Here is a 24,633-nt window from a genome sequence, read left to right as displayed (position 1 = left end):
CCGGCTCGTCGGTCCTCACGTGCGGCGGCGCCGCACCGGGCGTCGCGCGCCCGTCCCGGAGCCGACGCTACGTGCCCGGCGGCGGCTCCACGACCGATCGGGTGGTCAGTCCCACGAACGCGCCCAGCCGTTCGAGCGACTCGGGACGCTGCGGCAGGGTGCGCGTGAGGTGCGTCGAGCGGACCACGAACGCCGCCCACTGACCCCGCGACACCGCGACGTTGAGGCGGTTGCGGTCGAGCAGGAAGTCCAGTCCTCGCGGCACCTGCGCCGGCGACGACGCCGCGGTCGTCACGATCACGACGGGCGCCTCCTGCCCCTGGAACCGGTCGACCGTGCCGACGCGCGTGTCCGTGAATCCGGCCGCGTCGAGCTTCTGCCGCACCGTCCACACCTGCGCGTTGTAGGCGGCGACGACCAGGACGTCGGCGGCCGTCAGCGGCCGGGACGGCTCGGCGGCGTCGGGGTCGTGCCAGGTGCGTCCGACGAGGTCGGCGACGAACCTGACGACCACGTCGGCCTCCTGCGGGGACGCGACCGCGTTGCCCTCGTGGTCCACCAGCACGCCGTGCACGCCCGGTGGCACCCCGTCGAGCGACCGCCGGGCCGCACGCGGCGCCGACGCCAGGCGCCCCTCGTACGCGAGCGTCGACACCGCCGCGCACAGCTCCGGGTGCATCCGGTACGTCACGGGCAGGAAGTACCCGAGGTCTGCCGGCAGGGTGTCGTGGCCGTCGGTGAGCCAGCCCAGCGCGCTGCGGTCCACCGGCTCGGGGTGGGTGCCCTGGCTGACCTGCGGCAGCTGCTGCGGGTCGCCCAGCAGCAGCAGGTTGCGGGCGGCACCGGCCACGGCGAACGTGGTGGCGAGCGCGAACTGCCCGGCCTCGTCGACCACCAGCAGGTCGAGCGGCTCACCCGGCAGACGCCTGGCGTTGACCAGGTCCCAGGCGGTGCCGCCGAGCACCGCACCGGCACCCGGGCGGCCGCCCGGGTGCGTGGCCCAGAACGCACCGAACCCCGCGTCCGGGACCCACGTCCACGGCGCGTCCGGGTCGGCGGTGCGGGCGTCGGAGGAGCCCGGCGCCTTCTTGGCGATCGCGTCGCGCGCGACGCCGGCGGCCGCGACCCCGCGCAGCATGTTCTCGACCACCGCGTGCGACTGCGCGACGACGCCGACGCGCCACCCCCGGGCCACCAGCGCCGCGATCACGCGTGCGCCGGTGTACGTCTTGCCGGTCCCGGGCGGACCCTGGACCGCGAGGTACGAGTCGTCCAGCTCCTCGACGGCGTGCGTCAGCACGTCGACCAGGCCCACCCCGTCGCCCACCGACGGCAGTGGCCGGCCCGAGCGGGTGCGCGGCGGCGTGCGCCGGGCAAGGTCGAGCACGGCGGAGCGCGGCAGCGGCACGTCGGAGTCGGCGGGCACGTCGTGCACGGCGTCGAGCACCTGCTGCGCCAGGCCGCGGATCGCCTCACGCAGCGGGCCCGTGCCGATCGGACCGGACGGGGCCAGCGCCATGGGCAGCTCGGCGAAGGCCTCCGTCCCCTTCGGGCGCGTCTCCTCGACGAGCAGGACGTCGCGCACGGCCGACCCCTCGCCGGTGGCCGTCACGTCGAGCACCGTCATGCGCTCGCACCAGCCGCGCGGCGCGTCGACCGACCGCTTGACGCACTCCGGCAGCGGCGGCTCGTACAGGCCGACGGCCTGCGCACCGGGACGCAGGTCGCTGCCGGGCTCCAGCCGGCCGGTCATGCGCAGCACGCGACGCTCGACCTTCTTGCCGGCGGGCAGGTGCCAGTCGGTGACGACCTCGACGGCGCCGGGCCGGTCCGCGAGCAGCACGTTGCGCCGCTCCGTCCAGTCCGAGGGGTGCGCTCCGAGCCGGTCGAAGTGCCCCCACCAGTACGGCTTGTCCTCGCGCTGGTGGTACCGCAGGGCCGCGCCGACGAGCGCGACGGCCTGGCGTGCGGGGGAGCGGACGACACCCTCGCCCGGGCCGGGCCCGGCGACCGCGAGCAGCGCGTCCTCCAGCGGGTCGGGCGTGGCGAGCTCGGCCGCGCGGGCCTCGGCCGTCGGGTCGAGGACGACGGCACGCGACGGCGCGACCCCGGCCTCGGCCAACCGCGCCAGCAGCCAGTCGCGCAGCCCTCGCGTGGAGTCGCAGTCGTAGTGGTTGTAGACCTCGATGGCCTTGATGCGGTCGGTCCAGTCGTCCAGGCGGCCGGCGTCGCGCGCGGCGACCGCCTCGGCGTACTCGACGATCGAGTCCGCCGCGGTGGTGACGCCGTCCCCCCGGCCCGTCGCCATGTACAGCGGCTCGAGCTTCTTCAGCGAGTACGACCGCTGCCCCGTCCGCACGCCCGCCTTGACCGCGGCGTACAGGTCGACCAGCAGCCCCTCGCGCAGCAGCGCGTCCACCTGCGCCTCGCCCTCGCCGTGGCGTGCGGCGAGGCGACGCAGCGTCGACTTCTCGTACGCCGCGTAGTGGTAGACGTGCATGCCGGGGAAGCGCGCCCGGCGGTCGGCCAGGTACGCGAGGAACTCCCGAAGGGCCACACGCTCGGCCGCGCGGTCGTGCGCCCAGAACGCCACGAAGGGCGCCTCCGCACCCGGCTCCGGCGGGTTCTCCACCACGCCGAACAGGTACTCCAGCCCCCACGCGTCCGGCTCGCCGGCCATCGCGGCGTCGTACCACAGGGGGTCGCCCTCGAAGTCGAAGAAGATGTCGCCCGGGTCCGGCGGCGGCAGCAGCGCCGCCACCGCCTGCGCGTCGGTCACCTCGTACGGGACGTCCGTGGGGTGCGCCGGGTCGGGGTTGCGCGCCTCGAGGTCGAGCTGCAGCCGCGCCTGCAGGCGGGCCCGTGCGACGACGGCCGGGTTCAGCCCTTCGACCTCCAGGCCGTCGGGCGCCGCGGCCAGCGCCTCGACGGTCGTGATGCCGACCGTGGCCAGCGCCGCCCGCTGCCGCTCGTACACCCCGGCGACCAGGGTCACGTCCCGACGCACCTCGAGCTCGTGCGTGCACAGCGAGCACCGGCCGCACGCGGACCAGCGCCCGTCGCCCCACACCACCGGACCCTGCTCGGCGCGGTGCGTGTCCAGCACGTCCTGCAGGCGGGTGCGCCGGTCCAGGTACACGGGCACCAGGTCGGCCACCGCGTGCCGCGTGACGGCACCGTCGCCCAGCGCCAGCTCGACCTCGCGCGCCACCGGCAGGCCCGCCCGGGTCAGCTGGTCCGCGTACGCCGCCACCTGCAGCAGCGCGGTCGGCTGCGCGTTGCGGGCGAGCTTGGCGTCGCGCACGGACCAGGCGCCGGCCTCGTCCCGCACGACGAAGTCCGCGCGCCCCACGAACCGGCCGTCGAAGAACGCGGCCTGGTGCACGACGTCCGCGGTGCCCAGCAGGTCCAGCGTCGCGGCCTGCGCCGCCTCGAGGTGCGCCCGCGACCGCGGGTCACCCGTGCCCGGCACCTGGGCCAGACCACCCCGTGCCCCGGGCCGCCACACGCCGTACCGCCGCACCAGCGAGCGCAGCACGCGCTGCTCGTGCTCGTCACCCAGGTGCGCGACGCGCGCGAGCACGACGTCCGCGTCGGGGGTGACCGCGGCAGCGCGGCCCAGGTGGGCGTCGAGCGACCGGAGCACCGCGTACTCGCAGGCCGCGGCCGCCGTCAGGTCGCCCGCGGAGTACGTCAGGGTGCCGTCGTCGAGCAGGATCACACCGGCAGGCTACGGCCGACCTCCGACACCCCGGCCGACCTGCGCCCGCGGTTCGCGCCCCGCCCTGCGCCGGCGCTCGGCGCGGCCCGGCAGCGGGTCGTTCGAGATGCGGACGGGCGGACCGTCCCCGACGGTGGTGTCCCGGCGTCGCCCTCGCGTCGCCGCACCCCAGCACAGGAGGACGCACATGACCCGCACGGTCTCCGAGCTCATGACGCCCCACCCCACGGTCGTCGAGGTCACCGACACGCTGCACGCGGTCGCGCAGACCATGGCCACGCAGGACATCGGCTCCCTCGTGGTGGCGCAGGACGGCGCGGTCGTCGGCATCGTCACCGACCGCGACCTCGTCGTGCGCGGCCTGGCGGAGGGCCTCGGCCTCGACGCCCCCGTCGGCAGCATCGCGACGGGCGACCCGCTGACCGTCGCCCCGGACGACGACCTGCGCGACGTCGTGCGCATCATGCGCGAGCAGGCGGTCCGGCGCGTCCCGGTGGTCGAGGGCGGGCTGGCCGTCGGGGTCCTCAGCATCGGCGACCTCGCCGCCGAGCTCGACCCCACCTCGGCGCTCGCGGACATCTCCGAGGCGCCGGCGAACGACTGAGCGCACCCGGCGTCCGCGCCGGTCACGACGGCGGCCGACCCCCTCCACGGGCGGCCGCCGTCGGCGCGCCCACCGACCCGCGAGCGCATCCGCCGTTCCGGATGCCGGTCCCGCCCGTCCACCCCACCATGGACGCATGGCTGACCAGACCACACCCCAGGACCCGACCACCCAGCACCCCGACCCGGACACGCAGACGGCCGAGCAGATCGAGCACCCGGGTCGGACCGAGGACATGCGCAAGGAGCCCGACCACGGCGAGGAGTCGTACCGCGGCTCCGGACGCCTGGAGGGGCGTCGCGCGCTCATCACCGGCGGTGACTCCGGCATCGGCCGTGCCGTGGCCATCGCCTTCGCCCGCGAGGGCGCCGACGTCGCGATCTCCTACCTCCCCGAGGAGGAGGAGGACGCCCGCGTGACGCTCTCCTGGATCGAGAAGGCCGGCCGCAAGGGCCTGCTGCTGCCCGGCGACATCCGTGACGAGGCGCTCGCGCGCTCCCTGCCGGACCGCGCCGCGCAGGAGCTCGGCGGGCTGGACGTGCTCGTCAACAACGCCGCCTACCAGATGGCGCAGTCCGGGCTGGCGGACATCACCACCGAGCAGCTGGACCGCGTGCTGAAGACGAACATCTACGCGATGTTCTGGATCACCCAGGCCGCGCTGCCGCACCTGGGCGCCGGGGCGTCGATCATCAACACCTCGTCGATCCAGGCGTTCGACCCCAGCCCCGGCCTGCTGGACTACGCGTCCACCAAGGCCGCGATCTACAACTTCACGATGGGCCTGGCCCAGCAGCTCGCGGAGGACGGCATCCGCGTCAACGCCGTGTGCCCCGGCCCCATCTGGACCCCGCTGATCCCCGCGACGATGAACGCGGAGAAGGTGGAGAGCTTCGGGTCCGACACCCCGCTGGGCCGCGCCGGGCAGCCGGCCGAGCTGGCGCCCGCCTACGTGTTCCTCGCGTCGCAGGAGTCGTCGTACGTCACCGGCGACCGCATCCTGGTGACCGGCGGGCGGTCCTGATGCGCGTCGTCGTCGTGGGCGGCCACGGCAAGGTGGCACGCCTGCTGGCACCGCTGCTGATCGCCCGCGGCGACGACGTCGTCCCCCTGGTGCGCCGTCCGGAGCACGCGGACGAGCTGGCCGCGCTGGGCGCGCAGCCCGCGCTGCTGGACATCGAGTCGGCCGACGCGGACGACTTCGCGGGCGTGCTGAGCGGCGCCGACGCCGTGGTGTTCGCGGCCGGTGCCGGCCCGGACGGGCGCGCGGACCGCAAGCGGACCGTCGACCTCGAGGGGTCCCTGAAGTCGCAGGACGGTGCCCGCCGTGCGGGCGTGCGACGCTTCGTGCAGGTGTCCGCGATCGGTGTCGACGAGCCGATCACCGACGAGATGCAGGCCGTGTGGGCGGCGTACGTGGTGGCCAAGCGCGACGCCGACGAGGCGCTGCGCGACTCCGGCCTGGACTGGACGATCCTGCGGCCCGGCGGTCTGACCGACGAGCCCGGCACCGGACGCGTACGGCTCGGTGACAGCGTGCCGCGTGGCGAGGTCCCGCGCGCGGACGTCGCGGCCGTCGTCGCGGCCGTGCTGGCGGACGACGCGAGCATCGGCCGGCAGTGGGAGCTCGTGTCCGGTGACACGCCGGTCGCGGAGGCCGTCGCCACCGCGTGAGCGGGTGCCGGCCGCCGGGCGTCGTCCGGCGGCTGCCCCGCGCCGCGTCGCCCTGGCGGCGGTCAGCCGGCCAGGTCCTTGGCGCGCTCCAGCACCGCGTCGAGCATCGCCGGGGTCAGGCGGCCGGTGAACGTGTTGTGCGGGCTCACGTGGAAGCAGCCGAGCAGGACGAGCCGCGCGTCACCCCGGCGCAGCGTGAGCTCGGTGCCGTGGCCGAAGCCGGGGCGGGGGCGCGGGACGTCCCAGCCCTGCTCGGCCAGCGTGGTGAGCAGCGCCTTCCAGCCGAACCCGCCCAGCACCACCGCGACGCGCGGCGCGACGAGCTCGATCTCGCGGGCGAGCCACGGCCCGCAGGTGCGCCGCTCGTCCGGGGTCGGGGCGTTGGCCGGCGGCGCGCACCGCACGGGGGCGGTCATCCGCAGGCCGGTGAGCACGAGCCCGTCGTCACGGGAGACCGAGGTCGGCTGCGACGCCAGCCCGACGCGGTGCAGCGACGCGACGAGGAAGTCGCCCGAGCGGTCCCCGGTGAACATCCGGCCGGTGCGGTTGCCGCCGTCCGCGGCGGGGGCCAGGCCGACCAGCGCGATCCCGGCGTGCTCGTCGCCGAAGCCCGGGACCGGCCGGGCCCAGTACGTCTGACCCCGGAACCGGGCGGGCGGGTCCGCCGCGGCGGCCTCCCGCCACGCGACGAGCCGCGGGCACGCCCGGCAGGTCGTGACGACGCGGTCCAGCTCGCCGACCGTGGTGGCCGCGGCCGCGGCGCGCACGACGTCGGCGTGGTCGTCCATGCCCGCCACGGTACGACGGACGCCCGCCTCCGGCCCGCGCAGGACCGCCGGCGGTCAGCCCGGCCGGCCCGGCCCCAGCAGCTCGTCGACCGCGGTGAGCGCCTCGTCCGCCGATCCGACGCGCCGCGGCCCGTCGTCCGGGAGCGCCCAGCCCCCGATCCCCACGACCGGCACCCGGGCGGAGACCGCGAGCGCGACCTCGCTGAGCGTCCCCCAGGACGACCCGACGGCGACCAGGACGTCGGACGCGCGCACGACGAGCGCGTTGCGCATCTCGCCCATCCCGGTCGGCACCGCGACCGTCACGTGCTCGTTCGCCTCCGCGCGGTCGTGGCCCGGCAGGATGCCGAGCACCGTGCCGCCGGCCCCGGCGGCGCCGCGCGAGACCGCGGCCATGACCCCGCCCCGCCCGCCGCACACCACGACGTGCCCCCGCCGCGCCAGCCCGGCTCCGACGCGCTCGGCGGCGGCCTCCTGCGCGGCCGTGGCCGCCGACGGCCCGACCACACCCACGTACGCCACGGGTCAGAACCGGTCCGGGTCGCCCGCACCCACCCGGACGACCTCCGGTGCCCCGGACGTCCAGTCGACGACCGTGGTGGGCTCGGTGCCGCGGTCACCCCCGTCGACGACGGCGTCGAGCACGTCGTCGAGCTCCTCCTTGATCTGCCAGCCCTCGGTCATCGGCCAGTCGTGGCCGGGCATCAGCAGGGACGACGAGAGCAGGGGCTCACCCAGCTCGCGCAGCAGGGCGTGCGTCACCGGGTCGTCGGGGATGCGGACGCCGACCGAGCGCTTCTTGTCGTGCGCGAGGCGCCGCGGCACCTCCGGCGTCGCGGGCAGGATGAACGTGTACGGGCCGGGCGTGGCGGCCTTGATGGCGCGGAACGCGCTGTTGTCCAGGTGCACCAGCTGCCCGAGCTGTGCGAAGTCGCAGCACACCAGCGTGAAGTGGTGGCGGTCGTCGAGGTGCCGGATGCGGCGGATGCGATCGGCGCCGTCGTGGTTGTCCATGCGGGTGCCCAGGGCGTACATGACGTCCGTCGGGTACGCGATCACAGCGTCGTCCCGCAGCATGGCCACCACCTGGGCGACCGACCGCGGCTGCGGGTCCGTGGGGTGGACGTCGAAGTACCGGGCCATGCGCCTCAGCGTAGGAGGCGCGCGCCCGGTCCGCGCGCGTGGGTGCGGCTCACGGCAGGCGGTCGGCCACGTGGGCCACGAGCTGGGAGAGCAGGGCCGGCTGGGCGGCGGCGGCCAGCAGTGCCCCGGCCGTGACGGCACCCACGACCGACCCGACCCGACGCAGCGTCGCCACCATGGTCCGCACCTCCGTCCTCGCGCCACCCCCGTGGCGGCGTGGTGCCAGCCTGTCGCCCGGCGTGCGCCCCGCACATCCGGGCGGACCCCCCTCCGTGCCCGGGGGACAGCCCCCGGTCGGCTCGGGGTCCGGTGCCGCGCGGCGCGTCGCGCCCACCCGGTCCACAGGCCGGTGACCAGGACCGACGTCCCGACGTCGACCCTGAGTGCCGGGGCGCGCGCGCTCAGGGTCGCGTCCGGGGCCAGCCCTGGTGCCGAGCGGTGGCCCGGGGGTGGACGATCGTCGGTGTGACCACCACCGACAGCACCCGGGCCGAGACGCCCATCGCCACCGCGCGCGGCCTCGTGCGCACCTACGGCTCCGGCCCCACCGCCGTGCACGCGCTCGCGGGCGTCGACCTCGACGTCCAGCGCGGCCGGCTCACCGCGACGATGGGGCCCTCGGGGTCCGGCAAGTCCACCCTCATGCACTGCCTCGCGGGCCTCGACCGGCCCACGTCGGGGACCGTCGTCGTCGACGGCGAGGAGGTGTCGGCCATGTCGGAGCGCCGCCTGACCCGGCTGCGGCGCGACCGGATCGGCTTCGTCTTCCAGGCGTTCAACCTGGTGCCCACGCTCACGGCGCTGGAGAACATCACGCTGCCGTTCGACATCGCCCGCCGGCCGGTCGACCGGGAGCACCTCGACGCCGTCGTGCAGGCCGTGGGGCTGTCCGACCGGTTGAGCCACAAGCCGGGCGAGCTGTCCGGCGGGCAGCAGCAGCGCGTCGCGTGCGCCCGGGCCCTGGTCACGCGCCCGGCGGTGGTGTTCGCCGACGAGCCCACCGGCAACCTCGACTCCGCGTCGGCGCACGAGGTGCTGTCGTTCCTGCGGCGCAGCGTCGACGAGCTCGGCCAGTCGGTGGTCATGGTGACGCACGACCCGACGGCCGCGTCGTACGCCGACCGCGTCCTGTTCCTCGCCGACGGGCGCATCGTCGACGAGATCTCCCAGCCGACCCCCGACACCGTGCTCGAGCGGCTCGGCGCCCTGTCGCGCCGCCCGTCCGGCGCCGGCGCGACCGGCGGCACCGCCCCCGCCGAGGTGCGCTGATGCTGCGCGTCACCCTGCGGGGCGTGCGCGCCCACGCCGTCCGGTTCGCGCTGTCGGTGCTGGCCGTGGCCCTCGGGGTCGCCTTCGTCGCCGGCACGTTCGCGCTGCGCACCATGCTGTCCGACACGTTCCACGGCATCGTCGACGCGCAGGCGCCGGCCGACGCGTACGTGCGGGGCGACGCACCCCTGGCCGGTGGCGGGGCCGCCGGGGCCGGGTTCTCGCTCGGTGAGCAGCGCGTGCCGGTGCCCGCCGCGCTGGCCGACGAGATCGCGGACGTCGACGGTGTGCGCGCCGCGCTGCCCGACCTGGCCGGACCGATCGTCCTGGTCGGTGCCGACGGGACGGCCGTGCAGTCGACGCAGGCGCCGTCGTTCGGGCTGGCCTTCCACGGCGACGACCCCGAGCTGCGGCTCGTCGAGGGGCGGGCCCCGACCGCGCCGGACGAGGTCGCGGTCGAGTCCGCGTCCCTCGAGTCGGCAGGCCTGGCCGTGGGGGACACCACCCGCGTGGTCCTGGCGGGCGAGGTCCGGGACGTCGCGGTCGTCGGCGAGGTCGACGCCGGCGGGCCGCTGGCCGGCGCCACGCTGGTCTACCTGCCCGTCGACGTCGCCACCGCCGTCTACGCCGCCGACGGGACCGTGGCGACGGTGTCGGTGTACGCCGAGGACGGCGTGGACGAGCGGACGCTCGTCGACCGCGTCACCGCCGCGCTCGACGACGCGGACGTCACCGGCGCCGAGGTCCTCACCGGGCAGTCGCAGCGCGATGACCTGCAGGCCGGCGTCGACCAGACCCTCGGGTTCGTCACGTCGTTCCTGCTGATCTTCGCGGTCATGTCGCTGTTCGTCGGCGGGTTCCTCATCGCCAACACGTTCGCGATGTCGGTGCGGCAGCGGGTGCGCGAGTTCGCGCTGCTGCGGGCCGTGGGCGCGTCGCCGGCGCAGGTGTTCGGTGTGGTCGTCGGCCAGGCGGCGGTCGTGGGCCTGGTCGGGTCCGCGCTGGGCGTCGTCGGCGGGCTGGGCCTGGTGAGCCTGCTGCGCGTCGTGTTCGAGGGGCTGGGCATGGACCTGGTGGGGGAGATCCCCCTGGACGCCACGACGGTCGTGACGTGCCTGGCGCTCGGCACCGTCGTGTCGGCCGTCGCCGCGGCGGTGCCCGGGCGGCGGGCCGCGCTCGTCGCACCCGTCGAGGCGATGCGGGGCGAGGTCACGGTGCCGGAGCGCTCGCTGCGCCGGCGCGGTCTGGCCGGTGCGCTGCTCGTCGCCGCGGGGGTCGCAGCCGTCACGTACGCGGCGCTGCGCCCCGAGGCGGACGCCGCCGAGCTCCTGCTCGGCGCCGGGGCGGTCGTCGTGCTCGTCGGAGTGCTCGTGGCGTCCCCGGCGATGGCACGCGCCGTGCTGCGCGTCCTGGCCGTCCCGTTCGTGCGCCTGCTGCCCCCGATGGGCCGCCTGGCCCGCGGCAACGTCGTGCGCAACCCGCGACGCACCGCGTCCACGGCGGGTGCGCTGGTCATCGGCATGGCGCTGGTCGGCGCGGTGTCGGTCATCGCGGCCACCGGGCAGGCGTCGCTCGTGCGCGTCGTGGAGAGCGCGACGAACGCCGACCTGGTGCTGCGGTCCGCGACGTCCGTGATCCCCACGGGTGCGATCACGGACGTGGCGGCGCTGCCGGAGGTCGGGCGGGCCGACGTGCTCGCGTTCACGCTCGGCGGCGTGTCGCCGGAGCCCGGCGCGACGCCGGGCGAGGGTGACGGCGCCGGCGTCATCGGCGTCGGGGACGGGGTCCTGGGCTCGTCCGTGGTCGTCGACGTGCTCCAGGGCGACGTCGACGACCTGGACACGACCCACGCGATCGTCAACGAGCGCATGGCCGCCGGCGAGGGCTGGTCGGTCGGCGACGAGGTCACGGTCGTGACCGAGGCCGGCGAGCGGACGCTCGACGTCGCCGCGGTCATCGACTCCCCGGTGCTCGGGGGTGCCGTGATCGTCCCGCAGGCGGTGCTCGACGAGCTCGCCCCCGGGCCGGCGCAGGTGACGGACACGGTGTTCGTCGACGCGGCCGCCGGGGTCGCGCCCGACGCGCTGCGGGCCGCCGTGACGGACGCGGTCGCACCGTACGTCGTGGTGTCCGTGCAGAACCGCGAGGAGTTCGTCGACCAGACCGCCGCGCAGGTCGACCAGCTGCTGGTGATCCTCTACGCCCTGCTGGGGCTGTCCCTGGTCATCGCGGTGCTCGGCATCGTCAACACGCTCGCCCTGTCGGTGATCGAGCGGACCCGGGAGATCGGGCTGCTGCGGGCCGTGGGCCTGGGGCGGCTGCAGCTCGCGGGCGTCGTCACGGTGGAGTCGGTCCTGACGGCCGTGTTCGGCACGGTCGTGGGCCTGGCGGTCGGGGTCGGCCTGGCCTCCGTCCTGCCGCGCGTGTACGCCGAGGAAGGGCTGGACCGGCTCGCCGTGCCGTGGGACGGGCTCGCCCTGATGGTCGTGCTCGCGCTGGTCGTGGGCGTGCTGGCCGCCGTCTGGCCCGGTGCGCGGGCGGCCCGGCTGCGGGTGCTGGACGCGATCGCGACCCCGGACTGACGGCCGCGCGGCAGGAAGGAGCGGACGTGGCGCAGGGGGAAGGAACGGACGTGGCGCAGGGGGAAGGAGCGGACGTGGCGCAGGGGGAAGGAGCGGACGTGGCGCAGGGGGAAGGAGCGGACGTGGCGCAGGGGGAAGGAGCGGACGTGGCGCAGGGGGAAGGAGCGGACGTGGCGCAGGGGGAAGGAGCGGACGTGGCGCAGGGGAACGCCCCGGCGGCGGCGGGACCCCGCCGCCGGGGTAGGGGCCGGGTGGTCCTCGTGATCGGCTGCGTCGTCGCGGTGGTCATCGCCGCCGGCGTGTGGGCGGTGGGCACCTACGGCCCCGCGTTCAACGTCTACCTCACCCCGCCCTCGCCGCGGACGTACGCGGACGTGGCGCTGCGGCACCTGGACGCCGGGCTCCGGGCGAGGGGGCCGCAGTGGGACGACGCGCGCGCCGAGGTGACCCGTGCGGCGCGGGACGCCGACTCGCTCGCCGACGTCCACGACGCGCTGCGCGCGGCGACGCGTGTCGCCGGTGGCCCGCACTCCGTCTTCCTCACGCCGCAGGAGGCGCGCGACCTCGACGGGCAGGCGACGCAGGAGTTCCGGGAGCCGACCGTCACGACGGCGGACGGCGTCACCACGGTCACGGTGCCGGCGTTCGGGAGCGCGTCGAGCGACCTGCGGGACCGGTACGCGCGCGCCGCGGCCGACGGGATCGCGGCGGCCGCGCCCGGCACCTGCGGGTGGGTCGTCGACCTGCGGGGCAACACCGGCGGCGACATGCACCCGATGCTCGCGGGGGTGTCGGCCCTGCTGCCGGACGGCACCGCGTTCGAGCTGGTCGAGCGCGACGGCCGGGCCATGGCCGTGACCATCCGGTCCGACGGTGTCGAGCTGGCCGGTCACGTGACGAGCGTGGGGTCGCGCGCCAAGGTCACGGGGGCGCCGGTGGCGGTCCTGCAGGACGGGCTCACGGGGTCCAGCGGCGAGGCCGTCCTGACCGCGTTCCGCGGGCTCGACGGCGTGGAGTCGTTCGGGGAGCCGAGCTACGGCTACACCTCGGGCAACGCGTCGTACTCGTTGTACGACGGGGCGCTCATGCTCGTCACCGTCCACACGTACGTCGACCGTGACGGCACCGACCTCGGCGAGCGGCCCGTCGAGGCGGACCACGCCGTGCCGGCGGTCGACGCCGACGAGGCCGCGCGGTCGTGGCTGGCGCAGCAGGGCTGCGGGCCGGGGTAGGCCTCTCCTACGCCGGCACCAGGTGGTCCGGGCAGGGCGCGTAGTGGTCCGGTGCGACGGTCAGCTCGCCGCGCCCGCCGGTCAGCGAACGCAGGTCCAGCACGTAGCGGCTCAGCTCGGCCTCCGGGACGGTCGCCTCGACGACGACCTCGCCGCCGTCGAGCGACACGGTGTCCGTGATCCGCCCGCGCCGCGCGGCCAGGTCGCTCATGACGTCGCCCTGCGCGGACTGCGGGACGGTGACGTGCACCCGGCAGACCGGTTCCAGCACCATCGTCCCCGCCGTCGTCAGCGCCTCGCGCAGCCCGGCGGCCGCCGCGGTGCGGAACGCCATGTCGGACGAGTCCACGGAGTGCGCCTTGCCGTCGACCGCCTCGACGCGGAGGTCGACCACGGGGAACCCGTGCGGACCGCCGGCGGCCATCGCCTCGCGCACCCCGCGCTCGACGGCCGGCAGGTAGGTCCGGGGGATCGCGCCGCCCACGATGGAGTCGACGAACTCGAAGCCGGACCCCGCCGGCAGCGGCGAGACGCGCAGCTGCACCACGGCGTACTGCCCGTGCCCGCCGGACTGCTTCTTGACCTTGCCCTCGGCCTCCACCGGCCGGGCGATGGTCTCGCGGTACCCGACCGGCACCGGGGACGTGGTGACGTGCACGCCGAACACCCGCGCCAGGCGCTCCAGCGCCACGGCCAGGTGGGTGTCGCCCAGCCCGCGCAGCACCGTCCGGTCGCCGGTGCGGTCCACGGTGAGCGTCGGGTCCTCGGCCGCCAGCCGTGCCAGCGCGGCCGAGAGACGGTCGTCGTCGGACTGCGTGACCGGGTCCAGCGCGAGCGCGTACACGCCGGGGCGTTCCCGCGTCGGCGGCGCCGTCAGCTGCACGCCGGGGGAGCCCTTGGCCGCGAGCAGCGACCCCGTGGGCGTCCCCGTGAGCTTGGCGACCGCGCCGACCTGCCCGGCGACGACCTCGTCGACCGGCAGGTGCTCCTTGCCGCGCAGGCGGAACAGGCCGGGCAGGCGCTCCTCGGTGCGGGTGGTGGTGTTGAGCAGGCGGTCACCCGCGCGCACCGTGCCGGACAGCACGCGGAACACGGTGACCTGCCCGACGAACGGGTCGGCGACGGTCCGGAAGGCGTGCAGCAGCGTGGGGCCGGCGGGGTCGGGCGCCACCTGCACCTCGACGTCGCCCGCGAGCACCGTCCGCGACCTCGCCTCCCCGCCGGGGCACAGCAGGCAGACCAGGTCCGCGAGCCGGTCGACGCCGACGCCCGTGGTGCCGGAGACCACCATGACCGGCACCGCCTCGCCGGCGCACACCTCCTGGGCGAGGGTCCGCCCCAGGTCCGCGGCCGACGGCTCGTCCCCCGCGAGGTAGCGCTCGAGCTGGTCGTCGTCGTGCGCGACGATCTCCTCGGTCACCTGCTCGTGCAGGCGGTGCTCCTCCTCGGCCACGCCGGACGGCAGCGGCTCGTCGTGGTGGCGCCCGTCGGCGTCGTACCCGTAGCCCTCCTCGGAGAGCACGTCGGCGATGCCCGTGAACGCCGTCTCGTCACCGAACGGCAGCTCCAGCGGCACGACGATGCTGCCGAACGCGTCGCGCAGCTCGCTGAGCACGCGGTGGAAGTCGGCGCGGGCCTTGTCCTCCTTGGTGACGACGACGACGCGCGGGACGCCCGCCTCCGCCGCGGCACGCCACGCCAGGTGGGTGCCGGCCTGCACGCCGTCGACGGCGGACACGACGACCACGGCGAGGTCGGCCACGGCCAGGGCTGTGTCGACGGCGCCGGCGAAGTCGAGGAACCCGGGGGTGTCCAGCAGCGTGACGTCGTACGGCGTGCCGTCGTCGGTCTGCCATCGGAACGGCGCGATGCCCAGGGCCAGGGAGATGCCGCGGGCGATCTCCTCCGGCTCGTGGTCGCTGACCGTGCTGCCGTCCTCGACGCGGCCGGCCCGCGGGACGGTGCCGGCGCGGTGCAGCAGCGCCTCGGTCAGGGTGGTCTTGCCGGAACCCGAGGCGCCGATCAGCGCGACGGTGCGGACGGCGGCCGACGGTGCCTGGTCCATCTGGACCCTCCCACGCTGGAGGTGAACTTGCGGCCAGCGTAGGGCGCGCGGGCACCGGACGGCAGGACGAGGGTCCCTGGTCCCCGCCGGCCCGACGGTGCTGCCGGGGGACGGTGCTGCCGGGCGACGGGCAGGGGACGACGACGGGCCGGACCCCTCTCGTGCGGAGAGGTGGTCCGGCCCGTCGTGGTGCGTCAGGCGGCAGTCGTCAGCTCGCGGCGAGGATGTCGACCACGAAGACGAGCGTCGCGTCACCGGGGATCGTCTCGCCCTGGCCCTCGGCGCCGTAGCCCTTGTCCGGCGGCACGACCAGCATGACCTGGCTGCCGACCTTCTGGCCGACGAGACCCTCGTTCCAGCCGGCGATGACCGTGGCCTGGCCGATGTTCTCGACCGGGAAGGGCACGCTGCGCTCCCACGAGGAGTCGAACTGCGTGCCGTCCCACAGCCAGCCCGTGTAGTGCACGAGCACGGTCTGACCGGCGGCGACCTCCGGGCCGGAGCCCTCGAGGAGCGGCTGGGCGACGAGCTCGGTCGGGGCGTCGCCGGACGCGGGCTCGAGCGACGGCGCGCCGTTGTCGGCCAGGGTGACGGTGGGCAGGCCGTCCACCGGTGCGACGGCCGTGCCGTCGGCGCGGCCCGGGCGCTTCGAGACGACCTCGGCGACGGCGACGGCCGCGGCGTCCTCGCCCTGCGGGAGGGCGAAGGCGAACCGGGTGCCGACCTTGGCGCCGATGAGGATGTCGGTGAGCACGGGCGCCAGCGACGCCTCGCTGACGACGATCTGCTCGGGGGCACCGCTGGCCCACGACGACGAGAGCGGCGAGGCGTCGGCGCCGTTGAGCCACACCGAGTGCAGGTCGATGAGGTCGCCGTCGGTGATCTCCTCGCCGGTGCCCTCGTCGAGGACGCGGGCCACGGCGGCGGAGACGGTGAACGGGGTGCTGGGCAGGGTCACCTTCGGCTCGGCACCGGCGTCGCCCTCGACCGTCACGGCCTCGAGCGCGGCGACGTCCTCGGCGCTGGCCGTGGGGGCCTCGGTCGACGCGTCGGTCTGCTGCGGGGCGGGCGTGGTCGGGTCGTCGCTCCCGCCGTCGCCGGCGCAGGCGGCGAGGGTCAGGCTGAGCGCCAGGGCTGCGGCTGCGGCGCGCAGCGCGGTGCGGGGGGTGGGACGTCGCACGAAGGTCCTCCGGATGTCGGGAGACCGCCCCGGATCGGTGGACGGCCTCCGGCACCGTACGCGACGTTCCTGGGGGTTGCCTGGGCGGGCCGACTGCCGAAACGCTTCAGACGGGGCGCTGTCAGGCCGACGGGCGCTCCGCCGCGAGGATCTGCCGGATCTTCGTGGGGTCGCCCCAGACGCCCGGGGAGTCGTACGCGCGGTCGGGGTACACGCCGTACTCGAGCCGGATGTCCAGGCCGTTGTCCGCGATGAACCGCTCGACGCGCTCACCCAGCGAGACCGGCTCGCCCGAGCAGCAGTTGATGACACCGGTCACCTCGGACTGCAGCGCGGCCGCCGCGATCTGGTGGCCGAGCTCGGCGACGTCGATGAAGTCGTACCGGTTGCGGCCGGAGGTGAACGGGAAGGTCGTGCGACCCTCGGCCGCGGCCGCGAGGATCTTGCCGAACACCGAGGCGCTGCGCGCGTCGTCACCCATCACGTAGAAGCAGCGCAGCCACTGCAGCGTGGTGGGGCCCGACGCGTGACGCAGCGTCAGGGAGCGGCGCAGGGCGTCCTTGGCGATGCCGTACTGCGACCGCGGGTTGGTCGGGGTGTCCTCGGTGATGGCGCCCTCGTGGTACCCGACCTCGTGCATCGAGCCCAGCACCGTGAGCCGCTCGGTGCCGCGGGCCGCGACCGCGTCGAGGAACCGCACGTGGTCCGACAGCCGGAGCATGTGCACGGGGGAGTCGTGCACGAACCCCGCCTCCCACGCCAGGTGCAGGCAGACGTCGACCGGCCCGACCTCGTCGAGCAGCTCGTCGGTCTCGGAGAAGATGTCGCGCTGCGTCGTCGTCACCCCGGCGGGCAGCTCCGACGACCCGCCCGCGCGGTCCACCGCCACGACCTCGGCGCCGGCCGCGCTCAACGCGCGCACGACGTGCCGGCCGATGTAACCGCCCGCACCGGTGACGAGGACCCGCGTCATGCCGGTGCCCCCGTCGCTGCGGGGACGGGCAGGTCACGGGCACGCACGGCCCGGCAGGGGGTGGTCATCGACGGCCTTTCGGGGGGATCGGCGGCCCACGATACTGCGCCGCGCCGGTCGTCTCACAGCAGGCGCCGCGAGCCGGGCTGCGCGACCCGCAGCCACCGGTACCCGTAGCCCTCGAGCTCGACCTCCACGTGGCCCTTCTCGTCCGGCACCAGCTCGTCGTCGCGCAGCAGGTCGATGAGGCGGGAGTCCTCGTCGGTCTCGGGCAGGTGCAGCGGCACCCGCACCGCCTCGGAGCCGAGGTTGTGCAGCGCGACCATCGACGCGTCCTGCCACGTGGAGCGGTGAGCGAGCACGGCGGGGTGCGGCTGGTCGAGGATCTCCGCGTGCTCCGTCCACCCGAGCTCGGGGCACTCGCGGTACCGCCGGGCCAGCTGCTGGACGAAGTTGAGCAGCGAGTCGGGGTCCCGGCGCTGGTCGGACACGTTGACGTGCTCCGGCGCGTAGGCACCCTCGGGAACCGGGCCCGCCAGCCGCGACGGCGGCGCGTCGGAGAACCCGCCGTTGCGGCCCGACGTCCACTGCATCGGCGTGCGCACCGCGAGCCGGCCCTCGGCGGCGAGGTTCTCACCCATGCCGATCTCCTCGCCGTAGAACAGCACCGGGGTGCCCGGCAGGCTGAACAGCAGGGAGTAGACCATCCGCACGCGGCGCGGGTCGCCGTCGAGCATCGGGGGCAGGCGGCGGCGCAGGCCACGGTCGTAGAGCTGGTGCTCCGGCTCGGGGCCGAAGGCGTCGAACACCTCCTGGCGCTCGTCGTCCGAGAGCTTGTCGAGCGTCAGCTCGTCGTGGTTGCGCACGAACGTCGCCCACTGGGCGTCCGACGGGATGGTCGGGCGCGAGCGCAGGGTGTCGGCGATCGGCGTCGCGTCCTGGCGGGCCAGCGCCAGGTACATCTGCTGCATGAGGACGAAGTCGAACTGCAGGTTCAGCTCCGCGCCCTCGTGGTCGCCGTCGGAGTCGTGGTCGCCGAAGAACAGGCGCTGCTGGTCGTACGGCAGGTTGACCTCGCCCATGAGGATCGAGTCGCCCGTGCGCCGCGACAGGAACGCGCGCAGCTGCTGCAGGAACTCGTGCGGGTGGTCGACGTCGTCGCCCTTGCCGTCGGCGGCGTCGGCGAGGAAGAACGGCACCGCGTCGACGCGGAACCCGTCCAGGCCCATCTGCGCCCAGTACCCCACGAGCTTGGCGATCGCGTCGCGGACCTTCGGGTTCGCGGTGTTGAGGTCCGGCTGGTGCCGGTAGAACCGGTGCCGGTACCAGGCCTCCGCCTGCTCGTCGTACGTCCAGATGCCGTCCTCCTTGTCCGGGAAGACGACCTCCTTCGACGTGTCCGGCGGGGCGTCCTCGCGCCACACGTACCAGTCGCGGTACGGGCTGTCCTTCGAGCGCCGCGCGGAGCGGAACCACGGGTGGCGGTCCGAGGTGTGGTTGACGACGAGGTCGGCGATCACCCGGATGCCGCGGTCGTTCGCGGTCCGGACCAGCTCGACGAGGTCGCCGGCGTCGCCCAGGCGCGGGTCGACCCCGTAGTAGTCGGTGATGTCGTAGCCGTCGTCGCGGTCGGCCGTCGGGTAGAACGGCATGAGCCACAGGCAGGTCACTCCCAGCTCGGCCAGGTGGTCGATGCGCTGGAGGAGTCCGGGCAGGTCGCCGATGCCGTCGTCGTTCCAGTCCATGTAGGTCTCGACGTCGAGGCAGTAGATGACGGCGGACTTCCACCACAGGTCACCGGTGTCGCGGATCCTCACGCGCCGACCTCCTTCAGGGCGGGCAGCAGGTGCTGGGCGGCCATGTCGACGAACGCCTCGAGGGTCGACGACGGGCGCGTCGCGGTGCCCTCGGCGTCGGGGTGCTTCTCGTCCGACGGGACGGGGTCGGTCGCGATCTGGTGCAGGTAGACGGCGTCGAAGCCGATCTCGGCCAGCGCGACGAGCCGGTCGGCGAGGCGCTGCGGGTCGTGCTCGACGAGCACGGACCCGCGCAGCACGTCGTCACCGACCTTGTCCGCGATCTGGTCGAACGCCTCCGGGGTGTCCAGGTCCCACGCGACGGGCGGGCCGATCGCGTTGCCCGCCCACTGCTCGCGCGCCAGGCGCAGCGCCTCGGCGTCCGTGGGGGCGAAGGACACGTGGACCTGCAGGGAGATCTCGCCGCGGCCGCCGGCGTCCCGGTACTCGGCGACGATCCGGCGCAGCTTCTCCTCCGGCTGGTTCACCGTGACCAGCCCGTCCGCCCAGCGGGCGTGGTTGCGGGCCGTGGCGACCGACACCGCCGGGCCGATGAGCAGCGGCTTGACGTCCGGGAGCGTCCACAGCTTGGCGCGGTCGACCTTCACGAGGCCGTCGTGCGTGACCTCCTCGCCGTCGAGCAGCGCGCGGATGATCTGGACGCACTCGACCAGGCGCGCGTCGCGCACCGGCTTGGGCAGCCACCCGTCGCCGGTGATGTGCTCGTTCATGTTCTCGCCCGAGCCGAGCGCCACCCAGAAGCGGCCCGGGTACATCGCGGCCAGCGTCGCGGCGGCCTGGGCGATGATCGCCGGGTGGTACCGCTGGCCCGGCGCGTTGACGACGCCGAACGGCAGGCGGGTCGTCGCCAGGGCCGAGCCCAGCCACGTCCAGGCGAACCCGGAGTGCCCCTGCGTGGACTGCCACGGTGCCCAGTGGTCCGAGCACATCGCGGCGTCGAAGCCGCGCTGCTCCGCCAGCTGCGTGGCCGCCAGCAGGGCGGACGGGTGGACCTGCTCGTGTGAGTTGTGAAAGCCGACGCGCACCATGCCGCACTTTCCTACCGTCTGGACGCTCGTCCCGCTCGGTGAACGGGCGTACCCGCTCCCGCCGGACGCTCGTGGCAGGCACGCCCGGTCCGGTCCGGCCCGGTCCGGCTCAGCGGTGCCCGATCAGTAGTAGTAGCCGAGGTGGTCGACGACGACGTGCGCGTACGAGGTCATCGTCGTCACCCCGAGCTGCCGCGAGAGCGGGCTGGTGACGACGGCCAGGTTGGGCGCGTCCTCGCCGGGCGCGTAGTTGAGGACCGACGTGCTCGGCCGGGGGTCGCCGCCGCCCCAGGCGATGACGTGGCCGGGCCCGACGCCCTGCGTCGCGGTGATGTTGACGACGTGGGCGACCGCGTCGGGCCGGGCGGTCACCGGGATCTCCCAGTCCACGGGCGGTCGGCCCACGCCGTCACGGCTGTCGTGGATCCGCGTGGTCGTGACGGGCCGGAAGCGCAGACCGTCGGCGCGGCTGCCGTCGTCGTACCAGCCCTGGACGTCGACGATGACGTGGGTGGTGCCGCGGGCCACGTTGCGCACCGCGATCCCGGGGCGTCCCGCGCGGTAGGAGACCGGGACCGTGGAGTGGTTGGCGATGGTCTGCCCGGCGACGAAGTTCGCGTTGGAGACCCCCGGGGCGTCACCCGCGCCCGACCAGGCGATGAGGTGCCCCTCGGTGCCGGGCTCGGTGACGGTGAGGTTGACGTCGACGGCGCTGACGGTGCCGGTGCCGTCCGGCAGGGTCAACGGGACCCAGACGACCTCGTCGGCGCGCAGGGCCGCAGCCGGGCCGGTGCCCCGGGCGGTGCGTGTGTCCAGCGCCCGCACGGGGTCGATCGGGTGGTACCCGCCGCCGTCGGTGCTCGTGCTGCTCGACGAGACGAAGTAGCCCTGGACGTCCGCGAGGAGGTGGGTGGTCCCGCTGTCGTTGAACAGGGAGACCCGGTCGTTCTCGCCCAGCGGGAGGATGACCTGGTTGGGGCGGCTGCGGCCGGGCACCAGGTTGAGCGACGAGGTCGTCGGCAGCTCCGTGCCCGAGGGCCAGGCACGCACGTGCGTCGGGGTGCTCGCCTCCGTGCCGGTCACGTTGAGGAGCACCGCGAGCACGGCGTCGCGGGGGACCTGGGTACCGGCGAGCGGGTCGAACCTCACCGAGGTGCTCGGTCCGACCGCCCCGGCCCGGGCGCCGGTCCCGGTGCGCGTGTCGAGCACGCGCGTGGGCGGCAGCGCCACGAACTCGCCCTCGGCCCCCCGGGGCACCGGGAGCGCCCCCCTGGTCACCGTCCGCGCGGACCAGAGCGTCTGGCTGTCCCAGTTGGCGCCGATGCGGTACTCGTGGTCCGCACCCGCGACGGCCGAGGGATCCGTCCAGGGCAGCGTCACGTCGTCGGCGACCAGCGTGCTGTCGCGCATCACGTCGAAGGTCGCGGCCTCCGACGTCGTGGTCAGCCGTACCCCGCCACGCACGGGGGTCGCCGTGAAGGTCGGCTGGGGCAGCTCCCACCAGTCGAGCTGGACCCAGGTGTAGGCCGTGCCGCCGGGTGAGCCGTCGGGCGTCTCGAGGTGGGCGAGGAACCCCCCGCGCAGGGGCTCCGGGTCGAACGCGAGGTCGATGCGGCAGGTCCCGCCGGGTGCGAGGGTCACGCCGTCGCAGCCGTCCTGCGTGATGCTGTGGGGCGCGTCGAGCTCCTCGACGCGCGGGAACGACGACGGGCCGTAGGTCTGCGACGCCGTCCCCGCGTTCGTGAGCACGACCGAGGCCTGCACCGTCCGGCCGGGGGGCAGCGGGGTGGGGGCGACCTTGCCGGGGGTCGTCGTGACCGCGTAAGGCACCGCGCTGTTCCACCGCACCGAGCCCGAGCGCTGTCTGCCGTCCGTGCACCCGACGACGTAGTCCGCGGCCAGGGAGGTCAGCCGGCCCGCGTCGTCGTGCTCGACGGCCAGGACGTCCAGCTCGCCGCTCGTCGCCGTGCAGCCGTCGTCGGCGGTGAGCGACAGCTGCACGGTGGACGCGGTGGCTCCGACCGCGTGGCTGCCCACGGCGAGCCGGGGTGCGGCCTCGGGCGCCCGGACGTCGAGGCTCCTCACCGTGCTGCCGGTCGCCGTGGTCGTCAGGCGCAGGGCGTCCGCCGACCCGGGCAGCAGCGTCGCGGCGATCGGTGCGGTCGGCGGCGTGTGGGACGCCGGGCGCCCGTAGGACCGGTACGTGGAGGTGAGGGCGGACACGCGGTCGGCCGGCTGCGGCGCCGCTGCCGCTCCCGCGGCGGGGACCACGACGGCAGCGGTCAGCGCGATGACGGTGCTGAGCACGAGAGGGCGACGGTTCATGGAGGTCCTCGCTGGTGGCGGTGCCGCGGCTCGGGTGGATCGCCGGTGGAGCACGGCACCCCAGGGTCGGCAGCCGTGGAGTGCTGACAGCCTGCCAGCCGGGCGGTGCGCTCCGCAGGCGTTCGACGGACGAGATCGCGGTCTGTCGTGGGCCCGATCAGGAGAGGTGCGGGCGCCGTCGTCGTACCAGCCCTGGACGTCGACGATGAGGGGGCCTCAGGGCCGGTCCGACCCCCGCAGGTCCCGCGCCAGCACCCCCGCCTGCAGCCGTGTCCGCACGCCCAGCTTGGCGAGCACGTGGCTGACGTGGGACTTCACGGTCGTCTCCGAGACCACGAGCCGTGCGGCGATGTCCGCGTTGGACAGCCCGTCGCCCAGGGCGTCGAGGACGTCGCGCTCGCGGGCGGTGAGGCCCGCGAGGCGGTCGTCGGCCGGGGCCGTGGCGGGCGCGTCGGCGGGGACGTGGGACGCGACCGCGTCGAGCAGCCGGCGCGTGACCTCGGGCGCGAGGACGCCCTCACCGGCGGCCACCCGGCACACCGCGTCGACGAGGTCGCCGGCGCCGACGGTCTTCAGCAGGAACCCGGCGGCCCCCGCCCGGACCATCCCCAGCACGTACTCGTCGAGGTCGAACGTCGTCAGCGCCACGACCTCGGACAGCCCTTCGCCGACGATCGCGGCCGTCGCGGCGATGCCGTCGGTCCCCGGCATGCGCACGTCCATCAGCACGACGTCGGGCCGCAGCGCGCGCGTCTGACGCACCGCGACGTCCCCGTCGGCGGCCTCGCCCACGACCTGCACCCGCCCCGACTGCTCGAGCATGAGCCGCAGCCCGGCGCGGATCGCCGCGTGGTCGTCGGCCAGCAGCACCCGGACCGCGCCGCGCGGTCCCGTGGTCGTGGTCGTCGTCGGGTCGCTCACCGTTCGTCTCCCGGTCGCAGGGGGAGGCGGACGTGCACACGCCACACCGTCCCGGTCGGTGCCGCCGTCAGGGTCCCGCCCAGGGCGGTCGCGCGTTCGCGCATCGTCTGCAGGCCCGTGGACGACGTCAGCGCCGGGTCGACGGGCAGGGCGTCGGTCCGCAGGGCGTTCTCGACGACCATCTCCAGGTCGTCGCCGTCGGCCGCGAACCGCACCGCCGCGGGCCCCGTCCCGTGCTTGCGGGCGTTGGTCGCGGCCTCCTGCAGGATGCGGAACGCCGCGTGGTCGACGGCCGTGGGCAGGTCCGCCGGCACGTCGCCGACGACGTCCACGTCGAGGTCCGCGACGCGCGACAGCCCGGCCGGTGCGGTGGCCGCGTCGGCGTCCGCACCCGCACGGAGCACGAGGATCATCGAGCGCATCTCCGCGAGCGCGGCGAGCGAGCCGGCCCGGGCGGCGGCCAGCGCCGCACGGTCGCGCGGCTCGTCCGGCGGGCCGGCCAGTGCCGCCTCGGCGTGGATCGCCACGGCCGACAGGTGCCCGGCGACCACGTCGTGCAGGTCCCGTGCCATGCGCGCGCGCTCGTCCTGCACGGCGCGGTCGCGGTCGAGGGCGGCGATGCGGGCGACGTCGTCCGCGTGCGCCCGGGCGAGGTCGGCGCGGGCACGCTCGGCGTCCGCACGGCGGGACTGCTCCGCGGCGAGGAGCTCCGAGCGGCGCACGTCCGAGCCCCACCACCACGGCGGCAGCAGAAGCGAGCCGGCCACCAGCGTCAGCTGCACCACGTCGCGCGGCGACGCCCCGAGCGCGACGGTGGTGACCAGCACCGCGAGGACCAGGGACACCAGCACGCCCAGCACGACCGCCCGCGCCCGTCGCCCGGCGGCCCGCGCCACCGTGAACAGCGCGTCGAACAGCACGAGGTACATGCCCAGGCTGCCGCCGAGCAGCACGTCCGCCACCACGAGCAGGGTGACCGCGACCAGGACCAGCACCGGCCGACGGCGCTTGGCCAGCAGCACCGACGTCCCCAGCAGCAGGATCGCGACCTGCCACGGGGTCGCCCCGCCCGGGGCCGCGACGACCGGCTGGTCGGTCCCGAGCATCTTCACGTCGAGCGCCAGCAACGCCAGTCCGGCCAGCAGGATCGTCAGCGAGTACGCCCGGTCCGCCGCCGGCCCGCGCGGCGGCGTGCGGAGCCACCGCGTGAGCGCGGCGAGGCGCCGGGGCGTGACCATGTGCCCATCCCAGCACGTCCGCGACCTGCGGCTCTCCTCCGGACGGAGGAGGTCGCGGGCACAGGTCCGTCCG

At 75.4% G+C, this 24,633-nt stretch carries 19 protein-coding genes; 6 read left to right on the top strand and 13 right to left on the bottom strand.

Going from position 1 to position 24,633, the window contains the following annotated elements:
• Positions 1 to 67: 67 nt before the first annotated feature.
• Positions 68 to 3,721, bottom strand: coding sequence for a TM0106 family RecB-like putative nuclease (locus KG103_RS16775; RefSeq protein ID WP_207339613.1), 3,654 nt, complete (start codon positions 3,719 to 3,721; stop codon positions 68 to 70).
• A 187-nt stretch (positions 3,722 to 3,908) separates the two neighbouring features.
• Between KG103_RS16775 and KG103_RS16770 the strand changes: the two genes are divergently transcribed.
• From KG103_RS16770 to KG103_RS16760, 3 genes are all read left to right on the top strand, one after another.
• Positions 3,909 to 4,325: a CBS domain-containing protein gene (locus KG103_RS16770; RefSeq protein ID WP_207339612.1), complete on the top strand. Its 417-nt coding sequence runs from the start codon at positions 3,909 to 3,911 to the stop codon at positions 4,323 to 4,325.
• A 136-nt stretch (positions 4,326 to 4,461) separates the two neighbouring features.
• Positions 4,462 to 5,349, top strand: coding sequence for an SDR family oxidoreductase (locus KG103_RS16765; protein WP_207339611.1), 888 nt, complete (start codon positions 4,462 to 4,464; stop codon positions 5,347 to 5,349).
• The gene (locus tag KG103_RS16760) at positions 5,349 to 5,999 is read left to right on the top strand and encodes an NAD(P)H-binding protein (RefSeq protein ID WP_207339610.1); all 651 of its coding nucleotides are present in this window, start codon (positions 5,349 to 5,351) and stop codon (positions 5,997 to 5,999) included. The genes KG103_RS16765 and KG103_RS16760 overlap by 1 nt, the downstream gene beginning before the upstream one ends.
• A 62-nt stretch (positions 6,000 to 6,061) precedes the next feature.
• On the opposite strand, the gene KG103_RS16755 is transcribed toward KG103_RS16760, so the two are convergent.
• The 4 genes from KG103_RS16755 to KG103_RS19030 are packed head-to-tail and all read right to left on the bottom strand — an operon-like array spanning position 6,062 to position 8,108.
• Positions 6,062 to 6,787 (bottom strand): uracil-DNA glycosylase, encoded by a 726-nt coding sequence (locus KG103_RS16755; protein ID WP_207339609.1) that lies wholly within the window; start codon positions 6,785 to 6,787, stop codon positions 6,062 to 6,064.
• 54 nt (positions 6,788 to 6,841) lie between these two features.
• Positions 6,842 to 7,309 carry a TIGR00725 family protein gene (locus KG103_RS16750; RefSeq protein WP_207339608.1) on the bottom strand — a complete coding sequence of 156 codons (468 nt, stop codon included), beginning with the start codon at positions 7,307 to 7,309 and terminating at the stop codon, positions 6,842 to 6,844.
• 3 nt (positions 7,310 to 7,312) lie between these two features.
• Positions 7,313 to 7,930: an L-threonylcarbamoyladenylate synthase gene (locus KG103_RS16745; RefSeq protein ID WP_207339607.1), complete on the bottom strand. Its 618-nt coding sequence runs from the start codon at positions 7,928 to 7,930 to the stop codon at positions 7,313 to 7,315.
• A gap of 49 nt (positions 7,931 to 7,979) precedes the next feature.
• On the bottom strand, positions 7,980 to 8,108 hold the full coding sequence (locus KG103_RS19030) for a hypothetical protein (protein WP_256439588.1): 129 nt from the start codon (positions 8,106 to 8,108) through the stop codon (positions 7,980 to 7,982).
• 287 nt (positions 8,109 to 8,395) lie between these two features.
• Here KG103_RS19030 and KG103_RS16740 point away from each other — a divergent pair, with 287 nt between their 5' ends.
• The 3 genes from KG103_RS16740 (at position 8,396) to KG103_RS16725 (ending at position 13,013) form a co-directional block, all read left to right on the top strand.
• A complete protein-coding gene (locus tag KG103_RS16740; protein ID WP_207339606.1) occupies positions 8,396 to 9,199 on the top strand; it encodes an ABC transporter ATP-binding protein in 804 nt (267 codons plus the stop codon).
• The gene (locus tag KG103_RS16735) at positions 9,199 to 11,781 is read left to right on the top strand and encodes an ABC transporter permease (protein ID WP_207339605.1); all 2,583 of its coding nucleotides are present in this window, start codon (positions 9,199 to 9,201) and stop codon (positions 11,779 to 11,781) included. Before KG103_RS16740 ends, KG103_RS16735 begins: the two co-directional genes overlap by 1 nt.
• 194 nt (positions 11,782 to 11,975) lie before the next feature.
• Complete coding sequence (locus KG103_RS16725) at positions 11,976 to 13,013, top strand: S41 family peptidase (protein WP_207339604.1); 1,038 nt, start codon at positions 11,976 to 11,978, stop codon at positions 13,011 to 13,013.
• A 7-nt stretch (positions 13,014 to 13,020) separates the two neighbouring features.
• Here KG103_RS16725 and KG103_RS16720 read toward each other — a convergent pair whose 3' ends face one another.
• The 8 genes from KG103_RS16720 to KG103_RS16685 form a co-directional block, all read right to left on the bottom strand.
• Positions 13,021 to 15,078 carry an elongation factor G gene (locus KG103_RS16720; RefSeq protein WP_207339603.1) on the bottom strand — a complete coding sequence of 686 codons (2,058 nt, stop codon included), beginning with the start codon at positions 15,076 to 15,078 and terminating at the stop codon, positions 13,021 to 13,023.
• Positions 15,079 to 15,286: 208 nt separating this feature from the next.
• Positions 15,287 to 16,258 (bottom strand): FKBP-type peptidyl-prolyl cis-trans isomerase, encoded by a 972-nt coding sequence (locus KG103_RS16715; protein ID WP_207339602.1) that lies wholly within the window; start codon positions 16,256 to 16,258, stop codon positions 15,287 to 15,289.
• 121 nt (positions 16,259 to 16,379) lie between these two features.
• The gene (locus tag KG103_RS16710; protein ID WP_207339601.1) at positions 16,380 to 17,231 is read right to left on the bottom strand and encodes an NAD-dependent epimerase/dehydratase family protein; all 852 of its coding nucleotides are present in this window, start codon (positions 17,229 to 17,231) and stop codon (positions 16,380 to 16,382) included.
• A gap of 122 nt (positions 17,232 to 17,353) precedes the next feature.
• Positions 17,354 to 19,048, bottom strand: a complete 1,695-nt coding sequence (locus KG103_RS16705; protein ID WP_207339600.1) for an alpha-amylase family protein — start codon at positions 19,046 to 19,048, stop codon at positions 17,354 to 17,356.
• Positions 19,045 to 20,076 (bottom strand): TIGR03885 family FMN-dependent LLM class oxidoreductase, encoded by a 1,032-nt coding sequence (locus KG103_RS16700; RefSeq protein ID WP_207339599.1) that lies wholly within the window; start codon positions 20,074 to 20,076, stop codon positions 19,045 to 19,047. Before KG103_RS16700 ends, KG103_RS16705 begins: the two co-directional genes overlap by 4 nt.
• 123 nt (positions 20,077 to 20,199) lie before the next feature.
• Positions 20,200 to 22,401, bottom strand: coding sequence for a hypothetical protein (locus tag KG103_RS16695; RefSeq protein WP_207339598.1), 2,202 nt, complete (start codon positions 22,399 to 22,401; stop codon positions 20,200 to 20,202).
• Between the two features lie 216 nt (positions 22,402 to 22,617).
• Positions 22,618 to 23,223: a response regulator gene (locus KG103_RS16690; protein ID WP_242635363.1), complete on the bottom strand. Its 606-nt coding sequence runs from the start codon at positions 23,221 to 23,223 to the stop codon at positions 22,618 to 22,620.
• A 95-nt stretch (positions 23,224 to 23,318) separates the two neighbouring features.
• The gene (locus KG103_RS16685) at positions 23,319 to 24,560 is read right to left on the bottom strand and encodes a sensor histidine kinase (protein ID WP_207339597.1); all 1,242 of its coding nucleotides are present in this window, start codon (positions 24,558 to 24,560) and stop codon (positions 23,319 to 23,321) included.
• Positions 24,561 to 24,633 lie beyond the last annotated feature (73 nt).

The organism is Cellulomonas wangleii (assembly GCF_018388445.1).
Taxonomy (GTDB): Bacteria; Actinomycetota; Actinomycetes; order Actinomycetales; family Cellulomonadaceae; genus Cellulomonas; species Cellulomonas wangleii.
The sequence above is the reverse complement of the archived record's forward strand: the minus strand, read 5'-3'. Positions and strand labels throughout refer to the sequence as shown.